Origin of the sequence: Bacillus sp. AFS098217, from assembly GCF_002551815.1 — a bacterium.
Taxonomy (GTDB): domain Bacteria; phylum Bacillota; class Bacilli; order Bacillales; family Bacillaceae_G; genus Bacillus_A.
This window is the reverse complement of the sequence record NZ_NVPR01000134.1, coordinates 1-24,762: the sequence shown is the minus strand read 5'-3', so window position 1 is coordinate 24,762 and position 24,762 is coordinate 1. Positions and strand designations below refer to the sequence as shown.

Annotated in this window: 21 protein-coding genes and 6 pseudogenes; 18 read left to right on the top strand and 9 right to left on the bottom strand. The window is 32.3% G+C overall.

What is annotated here, in order from left to right; translation table 11 throughout:
- Positions 1-221 precede the first annotated feature (221 nt).
- The 8 genes and pseudogenes from COO03_RS23755 to COO03_RS23725 form a co-directional block, all read left to right on the top strand.
- Positions 222-560 (top strand): annotated as a pseudogene (locus COO03_RS23755) (DNA topoisomerase); the annotation flags it as partial.
- A 155-nt stretch (positions 561-715) separates the two neighbouring features.
- Positions 716-2,053 carry a tyrosine-type recombinase/integrase gene (locus COO03_RS23750; protein ID WP_170958160.1) on the top strand — a complete coding sequence of 446 codons (1,338 nt, stop codon included), beginning with the start codon at positions 716-718 and terminating at the stop codon, positions 2,051-2,053.
- Positions 2,054-2,079: 26 nt separating this feature from the next.
- Positions 2,080-4,416: a tyrosine-type recombinase/integrase gene (locus COO03_RS23745; RefSeq protein WP_097899458.1), complete on the top strand. Its 2,337-nt coding sequence runs from the start codon at positions 2,080-2,082 to the stop codon at positions 4,414-4,416.
- Positions 4,413-6,437: a tyrosine-type recombinase/integrase gene (locus COO03_RS23740; protein WP_097899457.1), complete on the top strand. Its 2,025-nt coding sequence runs from the start codon at positions 4,413-4,415 to the stop codon at positions 6,435-6,437. Before COO03_RS23745 ends, COO03_RS23740 begins: the two co-directional genes overlap by 4 nt.
- Positions 6,425-6,958, top strand: coding sequence for a hypothetical protein (locus COO03_RS23735; RefSeq protein WP_097899456.1), 534 nt, complete (start codon positions 6,425-6,427; stop codon positions 6,956-6,958). The genes COO03_RS23740 and COO03_RS23735 overlap by 13 nt, the downstream gene beginning before the upstream one ends.
- 828 nt (positions 6,959-7,786) lie before the next feature.
- On the top strand, positions 7,787-7,909 hold the full coding sequence (locus tag COO03_RS27875) for a hypothetical protein (RefSeq protein ID WP_255257322.1): 123 nt from the start codon (positions 7,787-7,789) through the stop codon (positions 7,907-7,909).
- A gap of 54 nt (positions 7,910-7,963) precedes the next feature.
- Entirely contained in the window at positions 7,964-8,119 is a 156-nt protein-coding gene (locus COO03_RS23730; RefSeq protein ID WP_170958159.1) for a hypothetical protein, read from the top strand.
- A gap of 776 nt (positions 8,120-8,895) precedes the next feature.
- Positions 8,896-9,285: pseudogene (locus COO03_RS23725) on the top strand (DUF6262 family protein); the annotation flags it as partial.
- A 96-nt stretch (positions 9,286-9,381) separates the two neighbouring features.
- On the opposite strand, the gene COO03_RS23720 reads toward COO03_RS23725, so the two are convergent.
- A complete protein-coding gene (locus COO03_RS23720; RefSeq protein WP_141523208.1) occupies positions 9,382-10,041 on the bottom strand; it encodes a serine/threonine protein kinase in 660 nt (219 codons plus the stop codon).
- A 72-nt stretch (positions 10,042-10,113) separates the two neighbouring features.
- Positions 10,114-10,725 carry a recombinase family protein gene (locus COO03_RS23715; RefSeq protein ID WP_097899453.1) on the bottom strand — a complete coding sequence of 204 codons (612 nt, stop codon included), beginning with the start codon at positions 10,723-10,725 and terminating at the stop codon, positions 10,114-10,116.
- Positions 10,726-10,993: 268 nt separating this feature from the next.
- Between COO03_RS23715 and COO03_RS23710 the strand changes: the two are divergent.
- Positions 10,994-12,001, top strand: a pseudogene (locus COO03_RS23710) (DUF4158 domain-containing protein); the annotation flags it as partial.
- Positions 12,002-12,055: 54 nt separating this feature from the next.
- Here COO03_RS23710 and COO03_RS23705 read toward each other — a convergent pair.
- The 3 genes and pseudogenes from COO03_RS23705 to COO03_RS23695 form a co-directional block, all read right to left on the bottom strand.
- Positions 12,056-12,817 (bottom strand): annotated as a pseudogene (locus COO03_RS23705) (M56 family metallopeptidase); the annotation flags it as partial.
- Between the two features lie 2 nt (positions 12,818-12,819).
- Positions 12,820-13,218: a BlaI/MecI/CopY family transcriptional regulator gene (locus COO03_RS23700; protein ID WP_097899452.1), complete on the bottom strand. Its 399-nt coding sequence runs from the start codon at positions 13,216-13,218 to the stop codon at positions 12,820-12,822.
- Positions 13,219-13,500: 282 nt separating this feature from the next.
- On the bottom strand, positions 13,501-14,256 hold the full coding sequence (locus COO03_RS23695) for an HAD family hydrolase (protein ID WP_097899451.1): 756 nt from the start codon (positions 14,254-14,256) through the stop codon (positions 13,501-13,503).
- Between the two features lie 151 nt (positions 14,257-14,407).
- On the opposite strand from COO03_RS23695, the gene COO03_RS23690 reads away from it, so the two are divergent.
- Both COO03_RS23690 and COO03_RS27235 read left to right on the top strand, forming a co-directional pair.
- Positions 14,408-15,370 (top strand): LacI family DNA-binding transcriptional regulator, encoded by a 963-nt coding sequence (locus tag COO03_RS23690; RefSeq protein ID WP_230322517.1) that lies wholly within the window; start codon positions 14,408-14,410, stop codon positions 15,368-15,370.
- Positions 15,371-15,499: 129 nt separating this feature from the next.
- Positions 15,500-15,664, top strand: coding sequence for a hypothetical protein (locus COO03_RS27235; RefSeq protein WP_154724644.1), 165 nt, complete (start codon positions 15,500-15,502; stop codon positions 15,662-15,664).
- A gap of 185 nt (positions 15,665-15,849) precedes the next feature.
- Here COO03_RS27235 and COO03_RS23680 read toward each other — a convergent pair whose 3' ends face one another.
- Positions 15,850-16,479, bottom strand: a complete 630-nt coding sequence (locus tag COO03_RS23680) for a LysE family translocator (RefSeq protein WP_097899449.1) — start codon at positions 16,477-16,479, stop codon at positions 15,850-15,852.
- Positions 16,476-17,441 carry an alpha/beta hydrolase gene (locus COO03_RS23675; RefSeq protein WP_097899448.1) on the bottom strand — a complete coding sequence of 322 codons (966 nt, stop codon included), beginning with the start codon at positions 17,439-17,441 and terminating at the stop codon, positions 16,476-16,478. Before COO03_RS23675 ends, COO03_RS23680 begins: the two co-directional genes overlap by 4 nt.
- Before the next feature lie 135 nt (positions 17,442-17,576).
- On the opposite strand from COO03_RS23675, the gene COO03_RS23670 reads away from it, so the two are divergent.
- From COO03_RS23670 to COO03_RS23650, 5 genes and pseudogenes are all read left to right on the top strand, one after another.
- Complete coding sequence (locus tag COO03_RS23670; protein ID WP_097899447.1) at positions 17,577-18,455, top strand: LysR family transcriptional regulator; 879 nt, start codon at positions 17,577-17,579, stop codon at positions 18,453-18,455.
- A gap of 18 nt (positions 18,456-18,473) precedes the next feature.
- A complete protein-coding gene (locus tag COO03_RS23665; RefSeq protein WP_097899446.1) occupies positions 18,474-19,031 on the top strand; it encodes a GNAT family N-acetyltransferase in 558 nt (185 codons plus the stop codon).
- 581 nt (positions 19,032-19,612) lie between these two features.
- On the top strand, positions 19,613-20,143 hold the full coding sequence (locus tag COO03_RS23660; RefSeq protein WP_097899445.1) for a sigma-70 family RNA polymerase sigma factor: 531 nt from the start codon (positions 19,613-19,615) through the stop codon (positions 20,141-20,143).
- Positions 20,136-21,164, top strand: a complete 1,029-nt coding sequence (locus COO03_RS23655) for a DUF4179 domain-containing protein (RefSeq protein ID WP_097899444.1) — start codon at positions 20,136-20,138, stop codon at positions 21,162-21,164. Before COO03_RS23660 ends, COO03_RS23655 begins: the two co-directional genes overlap by 8 nt.
- A 170-nt stretch (positions 21,165-21,334) precedes the next feature.
- Positions 21,335-21,522 (top strand): annotated as a pseudogene (locus COO03_RS23650) (IS4 family transposase); the annotation flags it as partial.
- 98 nt (positions 21,523-21,620) lie between these two features.
- On the opposite strand, the gene COO03_RS23645 reads toward COO03_RS23650, so the two are convergent.
- Entirely contained in the window at positions 21,621-22,025 is a 405-nt protein-coding gene (locus COO03_RS23645) for a VOC family protein (protein WP_097899443.1), read from the bottom strand.
- Between the two features lie 153 nt (positions 22,026-22,178).
- Entirely contained in the window at positions 22,179-23,075 is an 897-nt protein-coding gene (locus tag COO03_RS23640; protein ID WP_097899442.1) for a LysR family transcriptional regulator, read from the bottom strand.
- A gap of 175 nt (positions 23,076-23,250) precedes the next feature.
- On the opposite strand from COO03_RS23640, the gene COO03_RS23635 reads away from it, so the two are divergent.
- Complete coding sequence (locus COO03_RS23635; RefSeq protein ID WP_097899441.1) at positions 23,251-24,216, top strand: MBL fold metallo-hydrolase; 966 nt, start codon at positions 23,251-23,253, stop codon at positions 24,214-24,216.
- Positions 24,217-24,224: 8 nt separating this feature from the next.
- A pseudogene (locus COO03_RS27865) lies at positions 24,225-24,335 on the top strand (GNAT family N-acetyltransferase); the annotation flags it as partial.
- Positions 24,336-24,762 lie beyond the last annotated feature (427 nt).

Below are 24,762 nucleotides of genomic sequence, written 5' to 3'. Positions count from 1 at the left end.
CTTCTTTAGAAAAGCGGAAGCGGCTTGCTCAGAATCGCAGGACGTCCGAGGGGCGAAACGACCGGAGATTCTAGCCGCTAGAGCTGGACAATGCTTTCGCTGAATGTTGAGGTGGGAGTATTACTGCCCGTTAATGCGGGATAAAAATGATAGATATTTTATCATCACTTATAAAAAATAGATAAAATGAAAGTAACACGGTTTAGATAGGGAGTTATAAAATGAAATTAATTATTGCTGAGAAACCAGATCAAGGTTTGGCCCTTGTTTCTCAATTTAAATATCGCCGAAAAGATGGCTATTTAGAGGTAGAGGCAAATGAGTTATTTCCAAAGGGAGCTTACTGTACATGGGCAATTGGTCATTTGACGCAGTTATGTAATCCTGAACATTATCACGCTGAATGGAAAAAATGGTCACTCGATACATTACCAATGATTCCGGAGCGTTTTCAATTTGAAGTAACAAAATCAAAGTATAAGCAATTTAATGTTGTGAAACAGTTGTTACATAATCCACAAGTGACGGAAATTATTCATGCAGGTGATGCTGGGCGAGAAGATATACAGACATGGGTTATTGTGTAAAAAAGATATGTTGGATATTATCAACATATCTTTTTTGTATAAATTAAATACATATATAAACTTGATAAAATGTGAATATTTTGATAATTTATAAAATATAGATAAATAAAAGTGGTGATGTTTTGAGAGTGTTAAGTGAGATTAAAGGGAGTTTAGGGAACTTTTATGAACTTTCTATAAATGGAGTATCCTTCAGAAAAATAAAAATAGTTAGGGTAAGTCGAGAGTATAAGGGATATTACTATTTGTTTTTATTAAATTCACAGGGGAAGATAATCCAAAGCGTATTTGATTTTTTAAATGAGTATTGTAGAAACGAAACAGTAAACAGTAGAGAGCAGTCAACTACCGCATTGAAATTTTTATATTCATTTGTAGAAATCTTAGATAAGAAAATTGAAGATTTTGATAGTAGGGATATACAAAACTTCTCATGTTTTTTACAAGGAAATAATAGTACTGGGAATTTTTTAACTTGCAAATTTATTAGTCAGAGGTCAATATCTACTCACAATCAATATTTTGATATGATTCGAAAGTATTTAAGGTACATTGGAATCAAGGAGGGGGGCTTTTTTGAAAAAAAAGTAGTGAGTAAAGAACGTGGAGGATATGGAATGCTAGCACACACCCAGGAAGTTAAATTAGAAAAGTACAGAACTAATAAGAGTAGACATAGCAGCTTTGCACAATATGTTCCTAAGTATATTTCAAGTGAGGATTACAAAAAAATAATGAGTCATTTAAAAGTAAGGAATTCAAAACATAATTTAAGAGATTCTATTATTATAAATTTGATGTATACAAGGGGATTGAGATTAGGAGAAGTATTAGGGTTAACTCTGGAGGATATAACAGAACATCCAGATAATAATGAAGCTAGTTTATTATATATCAGAAATAGAGTGAGTGACAAGAAATATCAATGTGCAAAAGGATGTATGAAAGTTACTACAAAAGAAGATTACGCAACTAAGGCGTATCAAGAAGAAAATAGGGGATATCAAACAGTAGCGATACCTCCAGACTTAAAGAGGGAACTTCAACAATACACAAATTTATCAAGAGATATATTCGAACTATCTACTAAAAAAATAAAAAATATGATGAATGGGAGCAAAGCTGACAGTGTTGTAAGTAATTCAAATATTAATAATTATTATTTATTCTTAAATAAAAATGGAACACCATTATCTTCAGCTGGATGGAGTAAAATTTTAAAGGAAATCTTTAGAGCTGTTAAACTAGATATAGATAGAGAGGTTAGAAAAAATAATTTAAGTCATCGATTTAGACATGGATATGCAATGTTTTTGATTGAAAAATTGAAAAAGGATATTAGCTATGTAAAATGTCAAATGAGACATCGAAGTCTTCAGTCAACAATGAAATATTTCAATCCTACTAGGGAAAAAATTTTAGAAGAAAGTATGAAAATTCAAGAGAAAATTAAAAATAATTTGTAAGTGTAAGTAAGGATGGTGAAGAGAAGGTGTTTGATTGTAACAAAATAGAAGAAGATATAAAAGATTTAATTAGGGAAGATATACAGGATGTACAATTAAAAAGAATTTTAATACCGTTCTTAGAACATTATTTTCTTTATAAAAAGAATGATACCATTTTTCTACCTAATAAAATTGTGTTAGGTTGGATTATTTTAATTGTTAATTTGAGAAGAAAAAAAGTCTATGAATTAGATCAAAACTTTCTTTCGAAAATCTCTCATTCCAGTAATTTGATTGATAAAGTCAATTTTGACCGAGGAGATGATAGCAATTCAAGTTGCTATTTAAAAATTAAAGGTTATGACTATAGTGGTAGAGAGGTTATTGAGGCAAGAAAATGTTTTTTTGATATTCTAAAAAAAATGTATGTATTTATGTTTGATAATAAAATTTTTAGCAACTTAAAAACTAGTAAGGAAATAAGTTGGTATATTAATTATTTAACAGAAGAAACTGAAATTAAGATTTTCGACAAAAGTTCTTTTCTAATAAAAGGAAATTCTGGGCGTATAAAAATAGTCAATGGAGAAAATATTTTTATTGAAAAGTTATTAAAGGATTTCTTTGATAAAGCTAATCGGGAAAACAGCTTTTCTGGTGGCGCATTACAATATTTTATTTATTTTTTTAAAGACAGTTTAGGAAAAGAAATTGTTAATTTCTATCAAGATTTTAATGAAAGTCTATTTCAAGAGCAATATATATATTTCGAATGTTTGGAAAAGAAAATTATTCGGAATGTTACTGTAACATTAAATTTTAACTTAAGACGCTGTTTAGTTATGTTTTATCGTTTTGTAATAAATGAAGCTGCAAATGAAAATATAAAACTATTCACTCCACAGTTTAGATACATAATATATTCCAAAAGCTTCTACAAATATTATGAGGAAGGATATGTTTTTGTTTATCATAATAAATTAGAATATCCCCCGCAACAAGATAAAATATGTGTGCTTCCGGATATTTTAAATCAAAATGATACTAGTTGTGGAAATATGCGTTGTAATTTCATAAATTTAACAAGTGTTAATCAATGTTTTAAAGAAGATTTGCGTCAATTCCTTTGGTATAGTACTGGTAACTTGAGAAATACTGTAAACTATATTCCAAAGTTAATTGAGTTTTTGAATTATACAATGGAGTATCATGAAATACATACAAATGTTATTCAATTGAATAGAGATAATCAAAAGACTTTTCCTCAAGATATGCTCTATGAATATAGGAGTATGATAGAGCTAGAAACAAAATCGACTGGACATTTAAAAGGGATTTTAAAAATTGTAAGAAAATATCTTAGCTATTATGAAGAGAAATATAATGTATTATCTAGTGATCTTGCTATTCTTAATTTAAAAGGATTAGGGACGTATAAAGGTGGTACACCGATAACAGAGAATGACTGTAAAGTTATTTATGAAGAATTCAAAAGACAAGAAGAGAAAAATCGTTATGGTAAGATATATACTATTATTTTTGAACTATTTATGCTTACCAACTTGAGAATAGGCGAAATTTTAAACTTAAAAAGAAATTGTTTAACTTATGAAAACTCTAATTCCATTATTTTGAAATATAAATCCAAGACGAGTAATAATGAGAATGTAACTCAAAACATTAGTCCTGAAGTAGCATTGCTAATTGAACAGACATTATCTTTGACGGATAAATTTATTAAAGATAATGAACAATCATCCATATACTTGTTTATAACGCCTTATCATTCTTCTTATGTAGATAAAAATAAAAGAATTGATTTTTATACATATTTTAAGAAGAAAATTATAAAAAGTGTAAAGTCACGATTAGACAATAAAGATTATGCTCCATATGATATACGTCATACTTTTATTAATAATGTCTATCGAGAGGGGAAAAAACAGGGATTAACTATAGTGGAAATGGCAGCTATTACAGGTAATAGCTATAAAACTGCGAATCAATACTATCGTATGTTTAATGAAATTGATTTATATGTTGAAGCAATGGCTCAAGTTACCATTACAGATGTAGATATACATGGGAATATTCTTAAAGATGACAATAATTTTTTGGATAATAATGTGAAGAGAGATCTTGGGAAATGTTCTAATGAAAGTTGCGTGTTTGGAATAGGGGAATGTTTATTATGTGAGCATTTTGTTACCTTTATAAACAGAATACCTAATTTTCAAAGAGAAATAAAGAAATATAATTATGAAATAAGTAAATCAAAGAATCCCCTTGAAATTGAGGAGCTTAATTTGCAGAAAAAAATGTTAGCAAAATACTTAGCTGAGATGTATAAGATATCTGCAGAAAAGGAGACGATAGGGTGAATTCCAAAGAAGTAGTGAAACCAAATTTCAACTCGGAATTTATTAAGAATTTTAATCTAACAAAAAGACTAGATTCTACTCAAAGAATGCAACATAATTTTCGAATTGTAAAGGATATAATGTTTTCTGACGATATTTGGGATTTTAGCTATTTGAATATTAATAACAGAGCAAATCTTCATTATATCTATAAATTTGATGGTGTTCCTAGTCCGTATGTTTTTTATGTGAAAATGGTGCTGTTAAATGAATTATTAATGAATAATAAGTTTAGAACATTACGAAATATTTTTGATAAGTTGAAGACAGTAACAAGATATTTTTATAATAATAACATTAAAGATATGCGATTAATAAATAAGGAAGCAGTTATCCAATTTATAGAGGGAAAGAGTAGAGTTTGTAAAGACTCACATGTTGAGCATTTATGTATAATGGTTAAAAAATTGTTATGTGTTTTTCAGGAAATCGATAATTATAGTTGTAATAATATTCTGTTGTATTTAGATGAAATTGCGAAAAAATGTAGAGAAAATAGTACTAATACCAGTAAGAATAGCTATATACCGGATGCGTTTTTAAATCAAATTGTTGCCTTAGCACTTCAGGATATTGATAATGAGGGCTTAAATAAAAATGCGAGGATTGTTGCTTGTTTATTAATTATTCTTGCTGAAACTGGTATGAGAGTTGAAGAGTTATCTTTGCTAGAAACAAACAGGTTAAAAAGAATAATAGTTGAGGAAAAGGAAGTATGTTATTTAGAATTTCTTACATTTAAAACAATAAAGTATGAAGAAGCATTTACAACATATACGTGGCTAAGTGAAAAAGCTTTAAAAGCTTATAAGGTTTGTGAAAATATAGTTAGTTCAATAATAGATGGCTTTAGTGTACAAAAATTAATAAAATTGTACAATAATAATCAAATGGAAAATTCAAGTTCCAATTTCAAATTAAGCAATTCGACACTAGATCAAGAGAAACTTAAGGAAAAAGTTAAAAAATATTTATTTATCAGTGCTATGCAAGGAACACAAAAGAAAGGTGGAACGCTATTACGGGAAAATATAGAGAGGTTTTTTGTTAGACATGCTGATGATTTTGATATAGAAAAAGTACCAGTGAAAGAGAGAGAAAATATAAAGATTTTGACTATTAAAAGTGAAACGAGATATAAAAAATTTTTTACCGCGGCTCAACGTAAAAAAATTTCGTTTGAAGAGATTAAAAACAGAAAATTCTTATATGTTAACCCGCATATGTTCCGTGTAACAGTTTGTACAAAGTTGTTTAGGCAAGGAGTACATCTCGATTTTATAGTCAAGCATATGAATCACATATCGGAAGATATGACTATGTATTACAATAAGAGCCAAGAGTTTATAGATAAGCTAGAAGAGAGCATGGTTATTTTATCAAGTATCACTGATGATAACGGATTAATACAAACGGATACTAATCAAATTCAGGATGAATTTTTAAAAAAAGAGCTTAGCAATGAAGCAATTAATGGGTACATAAAAAGAATGAATGATTTTTTTGAGAAAAATAAACTGAATATTAAAGATGATCTAAGTAAAATTATTACTTTGTTAAGGAATTTTGAATCTCCAATAGCCGAAAATGATTTTGGGGTATGCATCCGAACAGTAGTACATGGTGTCTGTGAAAGAAGAAAATATTTTAGTACGATGAATGATAATTATTTTATTAGGATGCCGTTGGATACCTTTAAATTTATACACTATTCGTATGAAAGGTTTCAGCAAAAATCTCAAATTATTAAACATAATTACGAAATTGCAAGGCAAGATAAACGTTACGAATTAGAATATCAAAGAGAAACCAAAGCTTTAAAGGTATTTTTAGAAAAAAACTTATGTAATGAAATAAGGTTACTGGAACAGGAAATAGAAAAAAGTAGTGTAGAATATGTTATGTCTCAATTTCCTGAATTAGATAATGTAATTCGCAATTTAAATTATATTAAAGAGGAGATTCAGCAGTGGATAATATAAATTCTATAGTAAAAGAAAAACTCGAAGAGTTTGATTTAATACCTTATGAAAGATTGGATGAAAAAGCAAAAAGGCGCCTAGTTGAAGTTGAAATGTTTATTCAAACTAATACTAACAAGATGATACAGCTAAAAGAAGAAATGAAAAAATTGAGATTGAATAAAAGTTCTTTAATGAGTTCAAAAAGTATTAGTTTTTCTAGGAAAACACTTTATAATGACTCAACTATAAAGACTTATGTAGAGAAATCTATAGAAAATGAAGATGATTTTTTTTATGAAAAGAAAATATTAAAGATGGCTAAAACATATCAAGAATTAAAGGAACATTATGATAATGTAATTAGTCATATAATTGATATTCAAATATTGAAATTACAAGTTGAAGAATATAAAAAAGATATACATGATTTGTTACAGGAAAAAGTAAAATTGCATGATGTAATTGCTGATCAACAAAAGATAATTAATAATTTGAAGATGGCAGTAAAGCAAGATAACTTGTTATACATAGACAAATAAAAATAGTACAAGAACATTTTATGCTGGATTTTTACCAACGACAATTTAAAATCATTTAAAGATTCTTAAAAAATATTTATCATTGATGAGATTGGATATTTACCAATTGATTTGGATAATGTGAAGCTGCTCTTTAAAATAATTGATATACACTTTGAAAGTGTATATCAATTTTAACCATCAATATTATTTTTTAATTTTGGGATAATTTTTCTAGGATGCAATATTGGGTTGTTTACTATGCTGCATAACAGTTTTTTTCATTGTTGGACAATCGCGAATAAACTTTATGACTCTTATTATTCAAATAAAATGTTTGTTATCGTTTTTTATCACAGGACGGGCGATATAACTTTGTGAAAATTAATAGATTGTGGCAACGATATACGAAATGGTATTGAAAGGGGAAGAACCTTCTGCCAAATGGGATGATATGAAATATATAGGTTTTGATGTATGTAATGATATTAATGTTGATTTGAAATAAAGTTGTGATGTTTATAAAAAAGATGCGAAGCTTTACCCTTTTGGATATTTTTGTCTGAAGGGGTGTTTTTATGACTAAAAGAAAAAGAACATCTGAATAAAAGGTGGATTAAGGAATTATTGGGCGACATAAAGTTGTTCCGTTAAAGGGCCAGGTTGTTGAAGAACGCTTGGCTATAAGGTGTTTGTTAGTAGAATATTGTGAAGTTTTTCACTTAATATATGCAGGATAGTGAAAGAAAAAAGGCCGTCACAGACGGTCACTATTACTCAATTATTTAGTTAAAAGATTTTCGGTTTTACAGCCTCATTGGAACGGTATTACTCCAGAGAAATCCAGTTATGTCTTGGGAGGTGGGGACGCGTGTACCGTCGGTTGCTGATACAAAAATGTCTGTACCCTGTGGTACCCCTGATACATCAATTGGATGTGTGAACCTGCCGATTTCATTGGAATTGGCATAGTAACTATATTCATTTCCCATGACTCCCACTACTATACGGATTCGAATTGAAGCATTGGATTTAAAATTGGAACCGGTGACTACTATATTACTATTTTGCTTAGATACATTGATTGTAGGTTGGCTAGGCTGCACTGGTGGTGGTGAAGTCGGTGGCGTTGGTGCAGATGGTGATGGCAATGTTGGTGATGGCAATGTTGGTGAAGGATAAGTATATTGAGCTCCAAGGTGTGGAAGGACGAAGTTATATCCAATGGCTTGGTGACCACCGCCTGCTGGGCACTTTCCTTTATTAGGATAGCCGTCAAAAAATAGTGCGTGGCACTTTCCGCAATATCTCCAATCGCGTTGATGGATCGAGGTAGCTGCCACGTCGTGTGGAAGGAAGAAATTGTATCCAATGGCTTGGTGGCCGCCTCCCGCTGAGCACACTCCCTTGTTCGCATAGCCGTCATAAAACATTACGTGGCATTTTCCGCAGTACCTCCAATTGCCTTGAACGTTTGGAGTTTCATGGAAATTATACGTAATGTCAAAGATGTATCCAATGGCTTGGTGACCGCCTCCCGCTGAGCACATTCCCTTGTCTGCATAGCCGTCATAAAACAGTGTGTGGCACTTTCCACAGAATCTCCAATAAGGTTGAGTAGGCATTATTGACCTCCTTTTGTTAATGGCAGTTCTAATCAAGCAGGTTATATGGTTCTAACTCTTCCTTGTTAATATTATTATTAAGGCAGACGCCTTTTTGTGATTACTTTGTTTTGAATATACTTGTTCAAAATCAGGACAGTGATGTTGTACAAAACTTACCTCATAGTTTTCTTGTTCAAGTAACGGAGATCGATACTAACATAGAAAACGCCCTCCTTTCTGCATACTCCTACAAAAAGAATAGCGTTTTTTTTCATTATATGGATATAAATTTTTCTTAACTTGATGGGCATGGGGTCCCACCCACATTTTAACGAAAACATACGCTAAGCAAATTTCGACCGTGAAGAGCAACTAAGGCAGCTACACGAAAAAAGGAAACAGACAACTATAGCTAAGGTTGAGGAAGCTATAAAACGACTAACCAAGAGCTCTAAAGCAATTAACTTCAATAGTGTGGCAGAAGAAGCCGGAGTGAGTAAAGCCACACTGTATAACCATACAGAGCTCAAAGAACGCATCAATTTCTTGCGAAATCAACAAGAAAAAGCATTTGTGGACTCTAGGATTAAACGGGACGAGAACAATCAAAATGCCGTCATCGCTTCTCTTAAAAGAAGAATTGAAAAGTTAGAGAAAAAGAATAAAGAGCTTGAAGAAGAAAATAAGCAATTGCGTGAAAAAGAAAATGAAAAGCTTACTGATTACTTCATGAAGTTATAAAATTAGGACCGTACATATTAGACATATCTAAAATGTACGGTCCTTTTGTTTACTAGTGGTTCACTTATCTAACCTAAAGATAAGTATGTGGTCCTTTTACAATTTGAATTTCTTTTTAAGCTTCTTATATTTTCTATATGAACGTCTAACAATGTTTAACATGAAATACGGTATTTTAACAGGGAAAGGCAATTTATAAATGAAAGGCAAGTAAAATGTAAAATATGCCTTTTCTAGGTCTCTCCACTTACTATCTTCTTTTGTTTTTAAGAAATCAGATACATCGACTACATATCCCCTTCCGTTTTCCATCATCACATTTTTCCCGTGAACATCACAAGGAGTTAATCCTTGTTCCCTTGCATACTTTAAAGCTTCATTGATATCAAGGATTACCTGCTTAGGAATTTTAATCCCCTTATGAATAGCATCGTATAAGGTAATTTCTTTTAAACGTTTCAATACTATGAAATTTTCTCCTTTATATATAAGCTTCGAATAAGAAGGATGATTTCCGATTCTTCGGTATACTTCTGACTCTTTTTCAATTCCTTCTCCTTCTCGCGCGTAAACTTTCACTACCCAATCTTTGTATTCTTTGTGCATAAATACTGCGGCATAATTACCTGTCCCTAAACACTTCCAAAGTCTAGGAATATCTTTAACTACTACAGGCTCGAATTTATCCTCACTTTTTATGCTTACCTCTTTTAATAATTCGTCCTTTATCAATCCCACAAAACTATTTATACTCATCATTTCCACTCCGGTTTTGTTAAAAGGGGTCCCATCCACATTTTAAAATGAATATGTCAAAATATATACAATTTAATTTTCCTCATACTGTTTGGCAAGTTTATAAAATGAGGAACGTTTGATGCCATACTTTTTCATAGCTCCTACGGCTGTAATTGAACCAGATTTCCATTCCTTGTAAGCTTCAATAAATTCTTCTGTTATTTCGACAGGCGGACGTCCTAAACGTTTACCTTGCTTCCTGGCAAGAGCAATTCCTTCAGCTTGACGTTGTTTAATATCAATTCGCTCTTTTTCTGCAAAGGCTGATAATATTGTAAGAGTTGCTTTTTGAATTGCACTCTGAATGACATCATTTGTACTTTCTCCAGTGTAATTGACATTAATATAGGGTTCCTTTATAAATTGTAAATTTACTCTATGCTTTTCATAGTACCTAAATTCTTCTAATGTATCATTCATATTTCTCCCAAGTCTTGTTAAGGAATCAAATACAATGGTATCTTCCGCACGAACAAGACGTTTTAGCATTTGGTAATTCTCTCTCTCCATATTTTTCCCAGATTCTTTATCTATGAAAATATCCCGATCTTCTATTCCTAAATCTTTCATATTCTGAATTTGTCGTTCTTCGTTTTGATCTTTACTCGAAACTCGGACATATCCAAATTTTTTATGTTTCATATGCTACACCTCACTGGTAATTATACCAATTATGTCTGTAAAAATATATGAAATAAACAGATGTCTGTAAAGTGAGAAATAAACATTTGTAGACGTGGTTTTTTATAGGTTTCTATATATCTGTAAAGGTATACTTTTATAGATGGTTCAAGATGTTCACTTAACACTAAATACATGAAAGTTAAAAATGTATCTAAAGGTGTACTTTTTGACATACTATAACCTATTATATATATAATCCATAAGGAGATGTAAAAAACAAATAGATATGAATACTCAAAAGCGATTAACTATTTTAACAACAGATGAAATAAATCAACTTTATAGTAGGCCCCATTTTACAACTAAAGAGCGTGTGCAATATTTTTCTCTTTCTCAAATGGAAAACGAATTATTATATACATTACGCTCAATAAAATCTAAGATTTATTTTATTCTTCAACTTGGATATTTTAAATCAAAACACTTATTTTTTCGGTTTGACTTATGCGAAGTGGAAGAAGATATTCAATATATTCTCAAAGTCCATTTTAATGGTGCTGAATTCTCGGATTTTGGATCTATTGATAAAAAAACTAGACTTAATCAACAACAACTTATTCTTAAGCGATTTAATTATCGTCTTTGTGACTCACAGTCTCGACTAGATTTAAAGGAACAAGCCCGTAGGGCTGTGACTGTAAGTGGTAAACCTATTTTTATTTTTCGTGAGCTAATAAACTACTTAACTAACAAGCGTATTGTTATTCCTGGTTATAGCTTTATGCAAGAGGTTGTAGGAAATGCTATTACATATGAACAACAACGCCTCATAATGATTATACAAAATCAATTATCTGAAACCGATAAACAGTATTTAAAAGAATTATTATATAATTCTTCTGGATTATATGAGATTACTCGGATAAAACATGAACCTAAAGATTTTAGTATGAATGAAATTAAACGTGAAATTGAATGTGGAAAAGACATCCATTCTCTCTTTCAACTGGCCAATACAATTTTGCCTCAACTAAAAATATCTAATGAAAGTATTAAATACTACGCTTCTTTAGTAGAATATTATTCCGTATATAAATTAAAACAGTTTGATGAATCCCTTATTTATATTTATTTACTTTGCTTTATTTTTCATCGTTATCAAAGAATGAACGATAACTTGATTAATAGTTTTATTTATAAAATGAGGAAATACAACGATGATATACTATCCTTTGCTAAAGAACAGATATATACCTATTACACAGAAAATCAGGGGGATTTCAAGAAAGTAGGCGTACCAAAGAAGCGGATTAAACCAATTTAAAATGAGTAAGCCATGCATAAGCTAATTCACACCAACATCTCTTCGTTTAATGTGAGCCAATTCATGATAAAAAATATGTTGTAGTTGTTGTGTATTTAATACTTTCATATGTGAATTTGATAATAAGACCCTCGGTCTGAAGAATCCGAATACAGTTGGACTTGAAATTTTCCCAGCTAAGAGCAGAGGGATATCCTGCTGAACAGACAGAGATTTCTTACAGTTCTCAAAGATTTTGACGATCTTTTCATCTGTAATAACAGGTTGTTTTTTTATGTAGAAAAGTAAACGCCTATTGATAATGACAGTTGCAAAAGTTAGAATGATAACCCCGGCAAGCCAAATATATAAAGTGGTTGTATAAAGTGAAAATGTATCATCATTTTGATTTTGATTACTGTATGTTTGTTTCTTACTTTCTTCGTCTTGTTGTGTTGAACTAGGTGTGTAGGTATTCTCTTTTCTGGTGTCTTCTATATATGTTTTGTCTTGCATACTTTCTTTTGCAGAAGAAACAGCTACAGGATCTTGGTGAAAGGTAACAGCAGTTCCATTATTGTCAGAAAGGAGAGAATAGATGCTGTAGGAACTATCTGGTGACCATGGTAATAAAAGTCTTATAATTAATATCATCCATAACATATACTGCCATCGTGGGGTTAACTTATTTCTAAGTAAGATTTTGACACATAGGATTAAACCAACTACTATACTGGCCATAATTGAGGTTTCTATCAACCAATCAAAAAAGCTAGGTAAATAGACGTTTGCAAAGATATCTATCATTATTATCTATCCTTCCTGTGATTCTCCTCAGTCTTCTTGTCCAGAATACGTTTAAGTTCGTTAATGTCTTCTGAAGATAGCTTTTCTTCTTTTAAAAAATTCACAAATAAAGGTTTAAATGCCGCACCGTAGAAGCGCTTGAGCAGAGACTTTGTTTCTACTTGTAGATAACTATCTTGCGACACTAAAGGATAATACGCATACATACGACCTTTATCTTGATGGTATGAAACAGCTTCTTTTTGTACTAATCGATTAATAAGCGTTCGAATTGTTTTAGGTTTCCAATCCGTTGTTATCTGAAGAGACTCAATCACTTCATTTGCTGTTTGAGGAGATTTTGACCAAAGAACTTTCATAATTTCCAACTCAGCGTCAGAGATTTTAGGTAATTCTTTCATTATGTAGAATTCCTCCCTTGTATTACATTTGTAATCTATAAAGTGATATTACAAACGTAATCATTAATTGTCAACCATATTTTGGGTTACTTAAATACTTATGGCAAGTTTATGGGTTAAGTAACATTCAAAATGTGTGGGTTTCTCCTATTAATATTTGCAGCAATATTTTGAATAAGTTTAAATTGAGACCTACACTTTACCCTTATTCCCCCTTTTCGAGGGGATGGGCAAAAACACCCTATATGCTAATTATGATACGAACGCAGTAGACAGTTTTGTCTACTGCGTTTTTTTAGCTAAAACTTGAATATCAGTGTAAGCTGTAATAATAAAATCAGCATATGGTGTTAATTCTTCTATTGCATGTTTGTGACTTGCAATACCTACAGCAATACTGCCTGCATCTTTGGCCATTTTTACATCAACAACAGTATCTCCAATCATAATGAGTTCCTTTGTTTGAATTCCAAGTTGTTTGCATGTTTTTATAATCATCTCTGGGTTTGGCTTTCCGCATGCTACATCCTCTGGAGTAAGAAGAAAATGTAGATGTGGTATGTGAAGAAGTTCTATACACCTTTTTGTTCGTAATTTATTGTCTGATGTTAAAATACCTGCATAAATTCCTTCACTTTGCAAGGAACTTATACAGTTAGCCGATCCTTGAACCGGATGAAAAGCTTTTTCGATACATAACTCTTCATCGCTTTCTTTAAAAATAGCAGCGGCAAGTTCCTTACAGCGATGCCATGGATATTTTGTTATTTGATATAGCAGGCTCGAGGTAACAATGATTTCATCCTCTTCTGATGCAACTGCTAATAATCCTTTAAAATCAACTTGATCAGGATGTATAAAACCAACTGCTTTTTCCCAAAGTGACTCGTATTCTTCGCCGACAATTTGTAAAAATTTATATTTTCGTAGTCTATCAATTTCATACCAGAACGGGATAGCTTGAAATAACGTACCATCCTTATCGAAAGCAACAGCTTTTGCATCAATGATTTCTCCTGAAATTTGAATTTTCCCCATATTTAAGGTCACCTCATTTATAATAGATATATAACACACTATATACTGTACATTCTGAAATGCGTTACAGGTCAAGGGGGAATTTACGATTTTTACAATTGAAGATATCGCCAAATTAGCTGGAGTTTCTAAAGCGACTGTTTCTCGTGTAATCAATCATCATCCGTATGTTCGTTCAGAGTTAAGAGAAAGAGTGCAAGCAATTATTGATGAAAAGAATTATGTTCCCGTGGCGGTAGCGAAAGATTTACGTCGTCTGCAAACAAATTTAATCGGTGTAGTAGTACCGAGTTTACACCATCCATTTTTTAGCCAACTTATTCAGGAAATAAGTGATATTTTAAAAGGAGATTGTTATGATGTTGTGATATTACAATCAAATTTTGATACGAACAGGGAAAGGGAGTTTATACAATACGTAAGAACGAAGAAGTTAGATGGGCTTATTTTTGCTACACTTTCTTTGCCAATAGAGGAGATTGAATGTGCAAGCACTTCAGGTACAATTGTTATATGCAATGAGCATGTAGAAACAGAATTGATATCAACAGTTCAATTTGATGAAGAACGGGCAGGGTATTTAGGAACAAAGCATCTTTTAGAAAAAGGATATACACGCATTGGATTTTGTTACGATACATTAAAAAGTAAGGCGCAGCGAAAAAGATATCAAGGATATAAAAAGGCTTTATGTGAATGCCATCTATCATTGCAACAAGAATGGGTATTTCAAAATTGTTATGGATTACAGGATGGAAAACGGATTATACATGCGATACAATCCATGAAAAATGCTCCTGATGCAGTTTTTACAGGTAGTGACGAAATAGCTGCAGGGGTAATTATGGAAGCGCAGCGAATGGGAATTTGTGTTCCAAAGGATTTTGGTGTGATTGGATTCGATAATCAGGAACTTTCGATGATGATGAATCCTAATATAACAACCATCCATACCTCTATTGCAAGTATGGCAAAGACTTCTATCGCATTATTACATAAACAATCACAAGGAGAGCGTACACAAAGGCTACAATTGCCTATTTCAGTTATAGAAAGGGAATCGACAAGAAGGAAGGAAGAATATGTTCCACACAAATCGTTTACAATTTCGTAAATATCCAATGGATGATTTAGATTTTTACGTTTCCTTATGGGGGAACGAACAAGTGATTCGCTACATTGGGAAAGGAACTCCCAAAACGTATGAACAATGCAAAAAAACCTTGAAAGCGGGGTTAGTGAAATGTGTGGAGAAAAAGCAATAGCCTTGAGAGATTCATTAGTTATAGAAAAATATGCAGGTACAAAAGAGAATTTAATGGAAGCAGGGAACAGCAAAGATTATAAGAAAATCGCATTATTTTATGAGGGTGTATCAATAGAGGATTTAATGAATAGAACAGTCTAAAAAAGATGGTTTCGGTATTTAAACCCGAACCATCTTTTAATTTAAAGTTTAGCTATAAATAATATTTTGACTCATAAGGTAATTTGGCATAATTGAAGTACTCATATTATCCTTTTTAAAAGCACGTCACTATTCTCTTATGATAATAAGAATGCAACGTACTTTCAAAAATTCAAAAAGCCTTTTTATTTTGTTCCCATTGCAAGTTTTAGTCCTAAACAGATTAGAACTACACCTGTTATTCGCTCCATAATACGCTGGACAGCTGGCTTTAAAATCCACGTTCTGAACAATTTCATAATGGAGATGTAACAGATGAACCACCCCAATGTTAGTCCAGAATATATCAGCCCCAGCAACAAGGCTTGAGGAAAAAAACTTTGCGTTGTATTCGTGAATTGAGGAAGAAATGTTAAAAAGAACAAGGCAACCTTAGGATTGAGAACATTTGTTAAGATTCCCTGTCTATAAAGGCGCGAAAAAACATCATATGATGATGTGACTGTTGATTTCCCAACTCTAACATGGTCCTGATTACTATTTTTAAAGGAGGATATTCCTAAAAAAATAAGATATACTGCACCGATAACTTTAATAATGACGAACAGTTTGGCAGATTGCATTAATAATAAGGATAATCCAAGTCCGGTGGCAATTGTATGTACAAGAATTCCGCTAGCTATCCCCAATGCAGTGAGTAATCCTCCTTTCGTAGAGAAAGTGATTGTATTTTTTGTTACAAGAGCGGTGTCGATTCCTGGAGACAAGATTAGCAAAATAGATGTGACGATGAATGTCCAGTGATTTATGTTCATTTCGCAATCCTCCCATTATAGAGTAGGTCTCTGATACCGATAGCAGTATCATCAATCGCTTCAATTGCTTCTTTAATCTCCCAAGGCGGATCAGCAAATGACATAAAATCATGAACCATCCCTTCATATCTTCGTAAAATAACAGGTACTCCAGATATTCTTAAACGGTTTGCATATTGCTCGCCATCGCTTCTAGCAGGATCAAATTCAGCTGTCACAATGTAAGCTGGAGGTAAGCCACTCAAGTCGACGCTTAGTAGCGGTGAAGCAAAAGGATTATTTATATCCTCTGGTGATGAAAGATAGTGTCCACAAAACCATTTCATAGCGTCATAAGTAAGAAGATACCCCGTTGCGTATTCTTTATAAGTTTCAGATTGTAGACGGCAATCTGTTATCGGATAAATAAGAAGTTGGGCGCACAGTTTTGGGCTCTTTGCTTGTTTCAATTTAAGGGTTACTGCAGCGGCAAGGTTAGCCCCAGCACTGTCACCTCCGATTGCTAATAAAGTAGAATCACCTTGGATATCTTTTGCATGTTTGTAAACCCACTGAGTTACGAACAATGCTTCATATACTGGATCAGGAAACTTGTATTCCGGTGCAAGATGGTAACAAATTGAAATCACGATAACTCTAGCTTTTTGTGTAATTCTACGACAAATCGTGTCGACTCCATTTAGACTGCCAAGCACCCATCCACCTCCATGAAAGTAAATCAAAATAGGGAAGTTCCCTGAATCAGGAGGCGTATAAACCCTAATCGGTATCTCTCCAAATGGTCCATTTATTTTTTTTGTTGTGACACGTTCATTTCCTGAGAGTCTTGGGTTCACAGGTGTTGTCAAATAAGGGTTCTTCACTTGTCCTCGTGCTTCTTGAACAGAAAGTAAATGTAGAGGACGAGATTCTTTTGAATTTATTTTATTGAGAATAGATTTAATTTTGGGATTCAATTCCATCAGTTTTCCTCCTTTTTCTAATAGTACTTATAATCAAGATATTTATAGTATAGATAATAATATCTATTTAGTTAAATGAAAAAATACTATATAATCTATTCATAATATGAATAAATTGGAAAGGGAGATGGATTTTTGAATTATGAACATTGGGAGACTTTTATTACTCTTGCGGAGACCAATAGTTTTACTCGAACTGCAGAAAAATTGAATATTTCACAGACAACTGTAACTAACAGGATCAAACAATTGGAAAATCAAATTGGAAAACTGCTGTTTATCCGAGATACAAGATCGGTCAAATTATCGGAAGCTGGAACTATATTGTACCCCTTTGCTAAAAAAGGAATTGATATACTAAAACACGGGGAGTTTGTAGCAAGGAGCTTTATTGATTATGATGAAAAACTTGCTATAGGAAGTCTAGTTTCCATTTGGCATTATTTTCTTTTACCATATGTACAAAAGTTAAAATTAAATTATAGCAACTATACACTCCGTCTATACACAGGCCACACTCAGAGAATGTTTCAATTACTATTAGATGGGATTATTGACGTTTGTGTTGTTCCATCCAAACCCCAACACCCTGATCTTGAATATGTTAGGTTATTTGAAGAGCCTTTTTATCTTGTTGGTAGCCCTGATCTATTTAAAGAAGACGTAGTAGAGTTAACCAGAGATCAGCTGAATAAATCATCATTTATTCATATTCCTTGGGAAACTCCTTTTATTGAGTGGTTTCATAATGAAATAGGAGTCAAACTTTTCCCTTCAATTGAAGTAGATGATACCACTTTATATGTTCGCATTTTACTTGAACAAAAGATGATGGGGTTCCTTCCTGATGTAGTTGCCCGTCAATATATTAAAAATAAAGAACTAATCAAGATTCCTTTTAAATCTGTTTTTCCAATGCCGAAAAGATCAATTTATCTTGTTCATCATAAAAAAAATAAAGGATCTCGAGCCTTGCAATCCTTTAAAAACATCCTTATTAATGTAAAAAGCTGAGATAATGGAGGTACAAAAATGAAATCAATAAGTATATCTTTAGAAACTGAAAAAAATAAGAACCTAGATAAAATAGAAAAATTATTTTTAGATTGTAGGTTAGACTTGGAAAATCGGAACATATACCAGTGGGATGATTCTTATCCAAACAGGGCATATTTTACTGAGAAAATAGAAAACAAGGAATTATATATATTAAAAAATAAAACTGAGTTAATTGGAGTTTTTGTACTTGATGAATGGCAACCTATAGAATGGTCAAATATCCACTGGTCTTATAATGAAGGAGCTTATCTTGTTATACATTCATTTTGTATACATCCAGATCAACAAAGCAATGGCTATGGAAAAGCAGTTCTAGATTTTTGTGAAGGGTTAGCAATTCAGCGGAAATATACGGGTATCCGCTTAGATGTTTTTTCAAAAAATGATGTTTCTCAAAAGTTCTACGAGAAAAATGGATATGTAAAAAAAGGAGAAGTTATTTTCAAGTCAAAGCCTGTTAACAATCAAGTCTATTTCTGTTTTGAAAAAATAGTAACACATAATTTTCCACTAAAAATAGGAAAGGTTTAACAATTTGTTAAATAATTAAATTCGTTAATGCAAAGGAAATATAGTGTTTCAAGCACTCTTATCCAAACTCATGTCAGAAAGCAACATTCCAATCTTAATAATTGTGTTATCCAAGCTGGAGCCCTGCCGATTTTCATCCGCCGAATAAATCAAGTAGTTCACTTTGAAGTGAAATGTTCAAAAAAGTTATTTTTTCTAATCTAGCTTGTTTAGAAAAAATAACTTTTTTTACACTTGGGGGTATTAAAATACCTTAAGTTGATGGGCATGGGGCGCTACTCTATGCCTATCAACTTAAAATTTTGAAGTACCCCCTAAATAGAAAAATTTTCCCCAGTTAGTCATTTTGAAAAATCCGCTCATTTTTTCGTTTTGGGAGATCTTTTTTACTTTAAATTGGGTATGAACAAGCTATATATTTGGCTCTTATTTCTATCTGGATTTCTGGTGTTTTTAATGTTGGATATTAATCATTGCAATAAGCTGTAGGAGATTTATATATATATATATATATATACTTATTTTTGCAACCTTTTTATTCTCTCATTCGACTATATTAGTAAAGGGAGGAAGAAATAAAAATGGACATAGCCTATCTAGTAAAACAAGCAAAAAGAGGAAATGATCAAGCATTTGAACAACTTATTACTTTTGTTCGCCAAAAATTATATCGGACAGCCTATTCGTATGTAAGAAATGAACAAGATGCATTGGATATATACCAAGAAACAATTTATGAAGCATATCTTTCATTGAGAAAATTAAAAAAACCGGAGAAATTTCAAAGTTGGATTACCAAAATTCTTGTTTTTAAATCCATTGATTTTGTAAGAAAATCATCTAGACAATTTGTTGCAAATGATGAAATATTCGCCAATTTATGTACAGAAGAGAGCATGAATAAATTAGAACAATCATTGGATTTAAACGAGGCATTTAATTTTTTAGATCCTACTTACAAAACTATTATTTTATTGAGGTATTATCACGATTTATCTATTAAAGAAATTGCTGAGGTTCTTAATTCTCCAGAAGGAACGGTAAAATCTCAATTACATCGAGCAAAGCAAGCCTTACGCCCCATTTTAAAGGAGGGATATAGTTATGAATAAAGAAGAATTTAATCACCATATCAATGATATTCCTATACCAGAAGATCGGCTAATTCAAAGAGAAAAAACAGCCATGCTTCAAGCTAAGAAAAATCAATACCGTAGAACAAAAACAATCAAGTATTCTAGTCTTGTTGCTTGTGGAATATGTGTTTCTCTTTTAGGTTTTGGATTCATTTCTCCTGCTATGGCAAAGACATTATCGAGTGTTCCAGTTATAGGCCCCATTTATGCACAATTTCATGATATTGCTTCTGATAAAATTGAAAAGGATGAGCTTGCTGCATCAATTGAGAGACAAGATAACCATAGTGGTTTAACGATGAATGTGAAAGAAGCTGTTTACGATGGTGGACGTTTAGTGGTCACGGTGGAATACAAAGGAGAAAATATTATTTCCAATAGCAATGAAGAGAAATCTGGATTTAGTTATGTAACCATTAATGGGAAAGAAGTCAGACCTGCAATTGGTTCTACTTCACAGAAGTCAAAAGGACGAAACACCATTATTGAGCAGCATGAATTCACTCTGGTTAATTACGGTGAATTTGGTGATAAAATTGATGTTGCTGTCCATGGGAAAGATTTATTTGGAAAAACAGGAACATGGAATGTAGCATTTCCTCTTGCAAAAGTTGAAGGTAAGATTCGTAAATTCACTCCTAATATAAAAACATTAACGAAAGATAATCTGTATACATTAACAGTAGACAAAGTGACCTTTTCTTCACTTTCAACGAGGATTGATTTGACCTTGGATTATCCAAAAGAAATGGAAGATAATGATAGTTGGCCGGCGTTTGATTATACTGTGACTGATGATAAAGGAAAAATCTACGAAGGAGGCAGCTTGCAAGTTGGTAGCGCGGGACTTTACGGACACCATATTGTTTTAGCTCTTCCACCAATGGATAATCCTCCAAAATCTTTAACAATTGAACCTACGTATCTTAGTGGTCCAAATGATACATTAAAAAATGGAGGCGCTGAAGATTTAAAAATGACTGTTTTGCTACAATAATTGAAGGATTTTTCTAGGTTTCCATGTCTATTGACTGCTAATAAGTGACGTTATGTTAACTTGACGTGTATGGAAAAAACATCGCTATCAAGCTAAGATAAATTTATATCCATATAATCAAAAAAACGCTATTCTTTTTGTAGAAATATACAGAAAGGATGGCGTTTTGTATGATTCTATCGATTCAAGATGAGTTTCATTTATTTGCTGAAGAACTACAGCGACATCCATCTCCAAACATTCTTCAACAGCTCGCGCAGGAGACGGGTTTCGTAAAACGTAAAAGTAAGTATGGCGCATGATTTATGTATTTGGATTAGTCAACACGTAGCAAACGATTCTCTCACTCGATTATGTAGAATAGAGTTTAACTTATTTTTGTGTCAATCGTCAGCTTCTCTGAATGTAAATAAAAAGACAGATGAAATTCCGGTCTTTTTAGAAGGTTTTAACAATTTAAATTCCTCTATTATCTCTTAATTCAATAATTGTCCCCTCAGGAGCAATTATTTTACATAGATTTCCGTTCTCAACTTTATATATTTCTTGATTGTTTTTTAATAGAAATTCATAACCCAATCGTTTTATTTTTTGCATTTCTTCTGATAGATTTGATACCCATAAGCAAAAATGAACAATTCCTTGTGAATTCTTATTATTTTCACTAAGTTGTTCATTTTTTTTTCCAGTCTGAAGTTCAATATAAAAAGAACCTAATTTTAACCATGAGTTATAACTGCGTTTATGAAAATTAGGGCTTTCTTGAATTAATTCAAAGCCAAGAACTTCTTGATAAAATTTAATAGATTCTTTGTAATTATTTGTTTGAATACATATATGATGGACGAATTTAGTTTTCATTTTAACCCCCTTTTACTTATCCCTTTTTTCTATAAAACTAAAAACAGCTAAACTTGTTATATACCTCTCAAACATCCCAAATCCATTTCTAATCCCTTTAATTATATCTGAACCTTGGGCATTATAAAGAGCTAATTGTAGGATTCCAAAGTGTTATTTTGTTCCATATTCATTTGACCAACATGAAATCCTATTGTGAATTAACTCAAGGAAATGACATAGAGCCATGGAATCTAATCTACGTTTTCTATACGTTAAATAAAGTGTTCTAATTGGTGTTTCTTTACTAAATTGATAAATTTTCAAATTATACTTTTTCATAAAAATTGAAGCAACTGAATAAGGCATGAAGCTAATTCCGTTATTTTCCACTATATATCGCAAGAGTAAAGTAGAATCGTCAACTTCTGTAATGGGATAAAAATGGATACTGATTTCTCTTTCAAACCAGTCGGCAAATGGTGATTCCCATTTCATATACACAAAAGGTAAACTCCTTAATGCCTCAGGACTTAGAATTACATCATCTGCAACTTGTTGTAAATTTCCAATAAGCACAAAGGTCTCGTTAAACATGGGAACAGATTCTAAATCAGGGTATTTAGGGACTGTGGCGATGATACTTATATCGACAATTCCATCTAACATTAATTGTATCAATCGTTCGGAAGCACCTGAGAAGTTACGTATTGCAAATGATGGATGCATTCGTTGATATGATTGAACCACCGGCAAGAGAAGAGCATGCCAAATCGAATGAAAACTTCCTACACCTAAGCTATCATCGAATTCTAAGATGCTTTTAGCAGCTAATTCGCCTTCCTTTATAAGTTCGAAGCTTCTCTTCAAGTATGGATATAAAGCTTTAGCGCTGGATGTTAGGTCTACATGACGAGTGTCACGTAAAAACAAAGGTTTCCCCAAATCAGCCTCAAGTTGTTTGATTCGAATCGTAACAGTGGATTGGGAAACGTGCAATAATTCTGCAGTGCGGGAAAAGCTTTTTGTATCAGCTACAGTCAAAAACGTAAGAAGTTTGTCAAAGTCCATTGTACAACCTCATTTGTATTTATTTAAATTTTTAATAAAATATATCATATTTTTCAATTTCACAAAAGTAATTCGGGCGTTTAAACTATTTACTACAGGCACTATAAAACATGTGACTGACAAAATTCTGAAGAGTTGAAAAATATATGATTTCAGTTAAAGGGAGAAGCGACACATGAGAAATCAAATTGAAACTTTCAAGAGCTCAAAGCATTTTTTGCTTAATAACGTTGCTGAAGGTGTATTTGCGGCAATTTCGGTCCCTGGTACCGGCTCTGTTGGGAATGCAGCCATCATTGATCTTGGTGGTTTAACGCTTGTGGTCGATACCTTCCAGTCGATTCAGGCTGCAGAAGATTTAAAGGCAGCGGCAATGTACCTCACAGGAAATTCAGTTTCCTATGTCATAAACACACATTGGCACAGTGATCATACGAGCGGAAATCAAGTGTTTACCCCCGGGGCACAAATCATTTCTACATGTAAGACACGTAAAATTATGGATGAATTTGGAAAAAATAGATTAGCCCAGCAGTTGTCAAACCCAGAACCGATTTATCAGGCTATTGACGAACTGGAGGAGAAAATAAAATATGAAACGGACGAAAAGTTAAAAAAGCAAATGCAATGGGAAAATGCCAGTGACCGTGAGTATATGAAAATACTCCACGATTTGGTATATACCCTACCAGCCATAACTTTTAATCAACAGTTGACTATTCAGGGCAGTAATCGGAGCGCGCAACTTATCACGTACGGGGGAGGTCACACGCCAAGCGATGCCTTCGTGTACATACCTGAGGAAAAAATTGCCGTAATGGGGGATCTGGTGCTCTCGAAGCATCATCCAGTATTGTTTGATTCAAATCCTCAGGAATGGTTAAATATTTTGGAGCAAGTCGAGCTGCTAGATATTGAAACGATCGTACCGGGACATGGAGAAGTTTGCTCAATGAAAGAACTTCATGAGGTGAAAGGTTACATAAACAATATAGTGGCATTGGTGGTGGAAACCGTTCAAAGTAAGAGAAGCCTTGATGATATTTTAGTACCAAAAGCTTATCAAGAATGGTACTTTACTACATATTTTAAGGCGAACCTGAAAAAAGTTTATGAATTAATCACTAAATCAGTAGGTTAAGGAGAGTGAAAAGTTCAGGTATAACAAAAATATGGCTTGCGGCTTCAAAATTAGGGAAACCCGTATATAAAATGTTTGGTTTTCAAGAAACCGATGAAGTGTTAGAATTAAATTTATAACAATTTGGAGACTAATGTGACTTTAAAATAAAGATTGATAAAAAGATCTTTTTTTAGAGTATTCCTTTGTTCAACAATAGAGCTAGATTGTAGAATGGATATATTAAAATTATAAATAATTAAATTATAAGAAAGGGTGTACCAAATATGTCTATGAGTATTATTGCCTTAGCATCCATACTATTATGGGGTGCAGTGACCCATGAACTAAGTAAACCTTCAAAAAAGCAAAATAACAGAAAGATAATAACTTTAACATCTCTAGGTTCTTTATTAACACTAGTTATAACTATTTCACTTGTTCAAAACCTCCCGTTTTAAAAGAAGAAAGTATGTCGAGGTTTTTTATCTAATTTATTTGTTGCTCCACAATCGGGCGCATTAATTGAGTAAGGATCGCAAAAATTATCAAACTCCCTCATTAAAG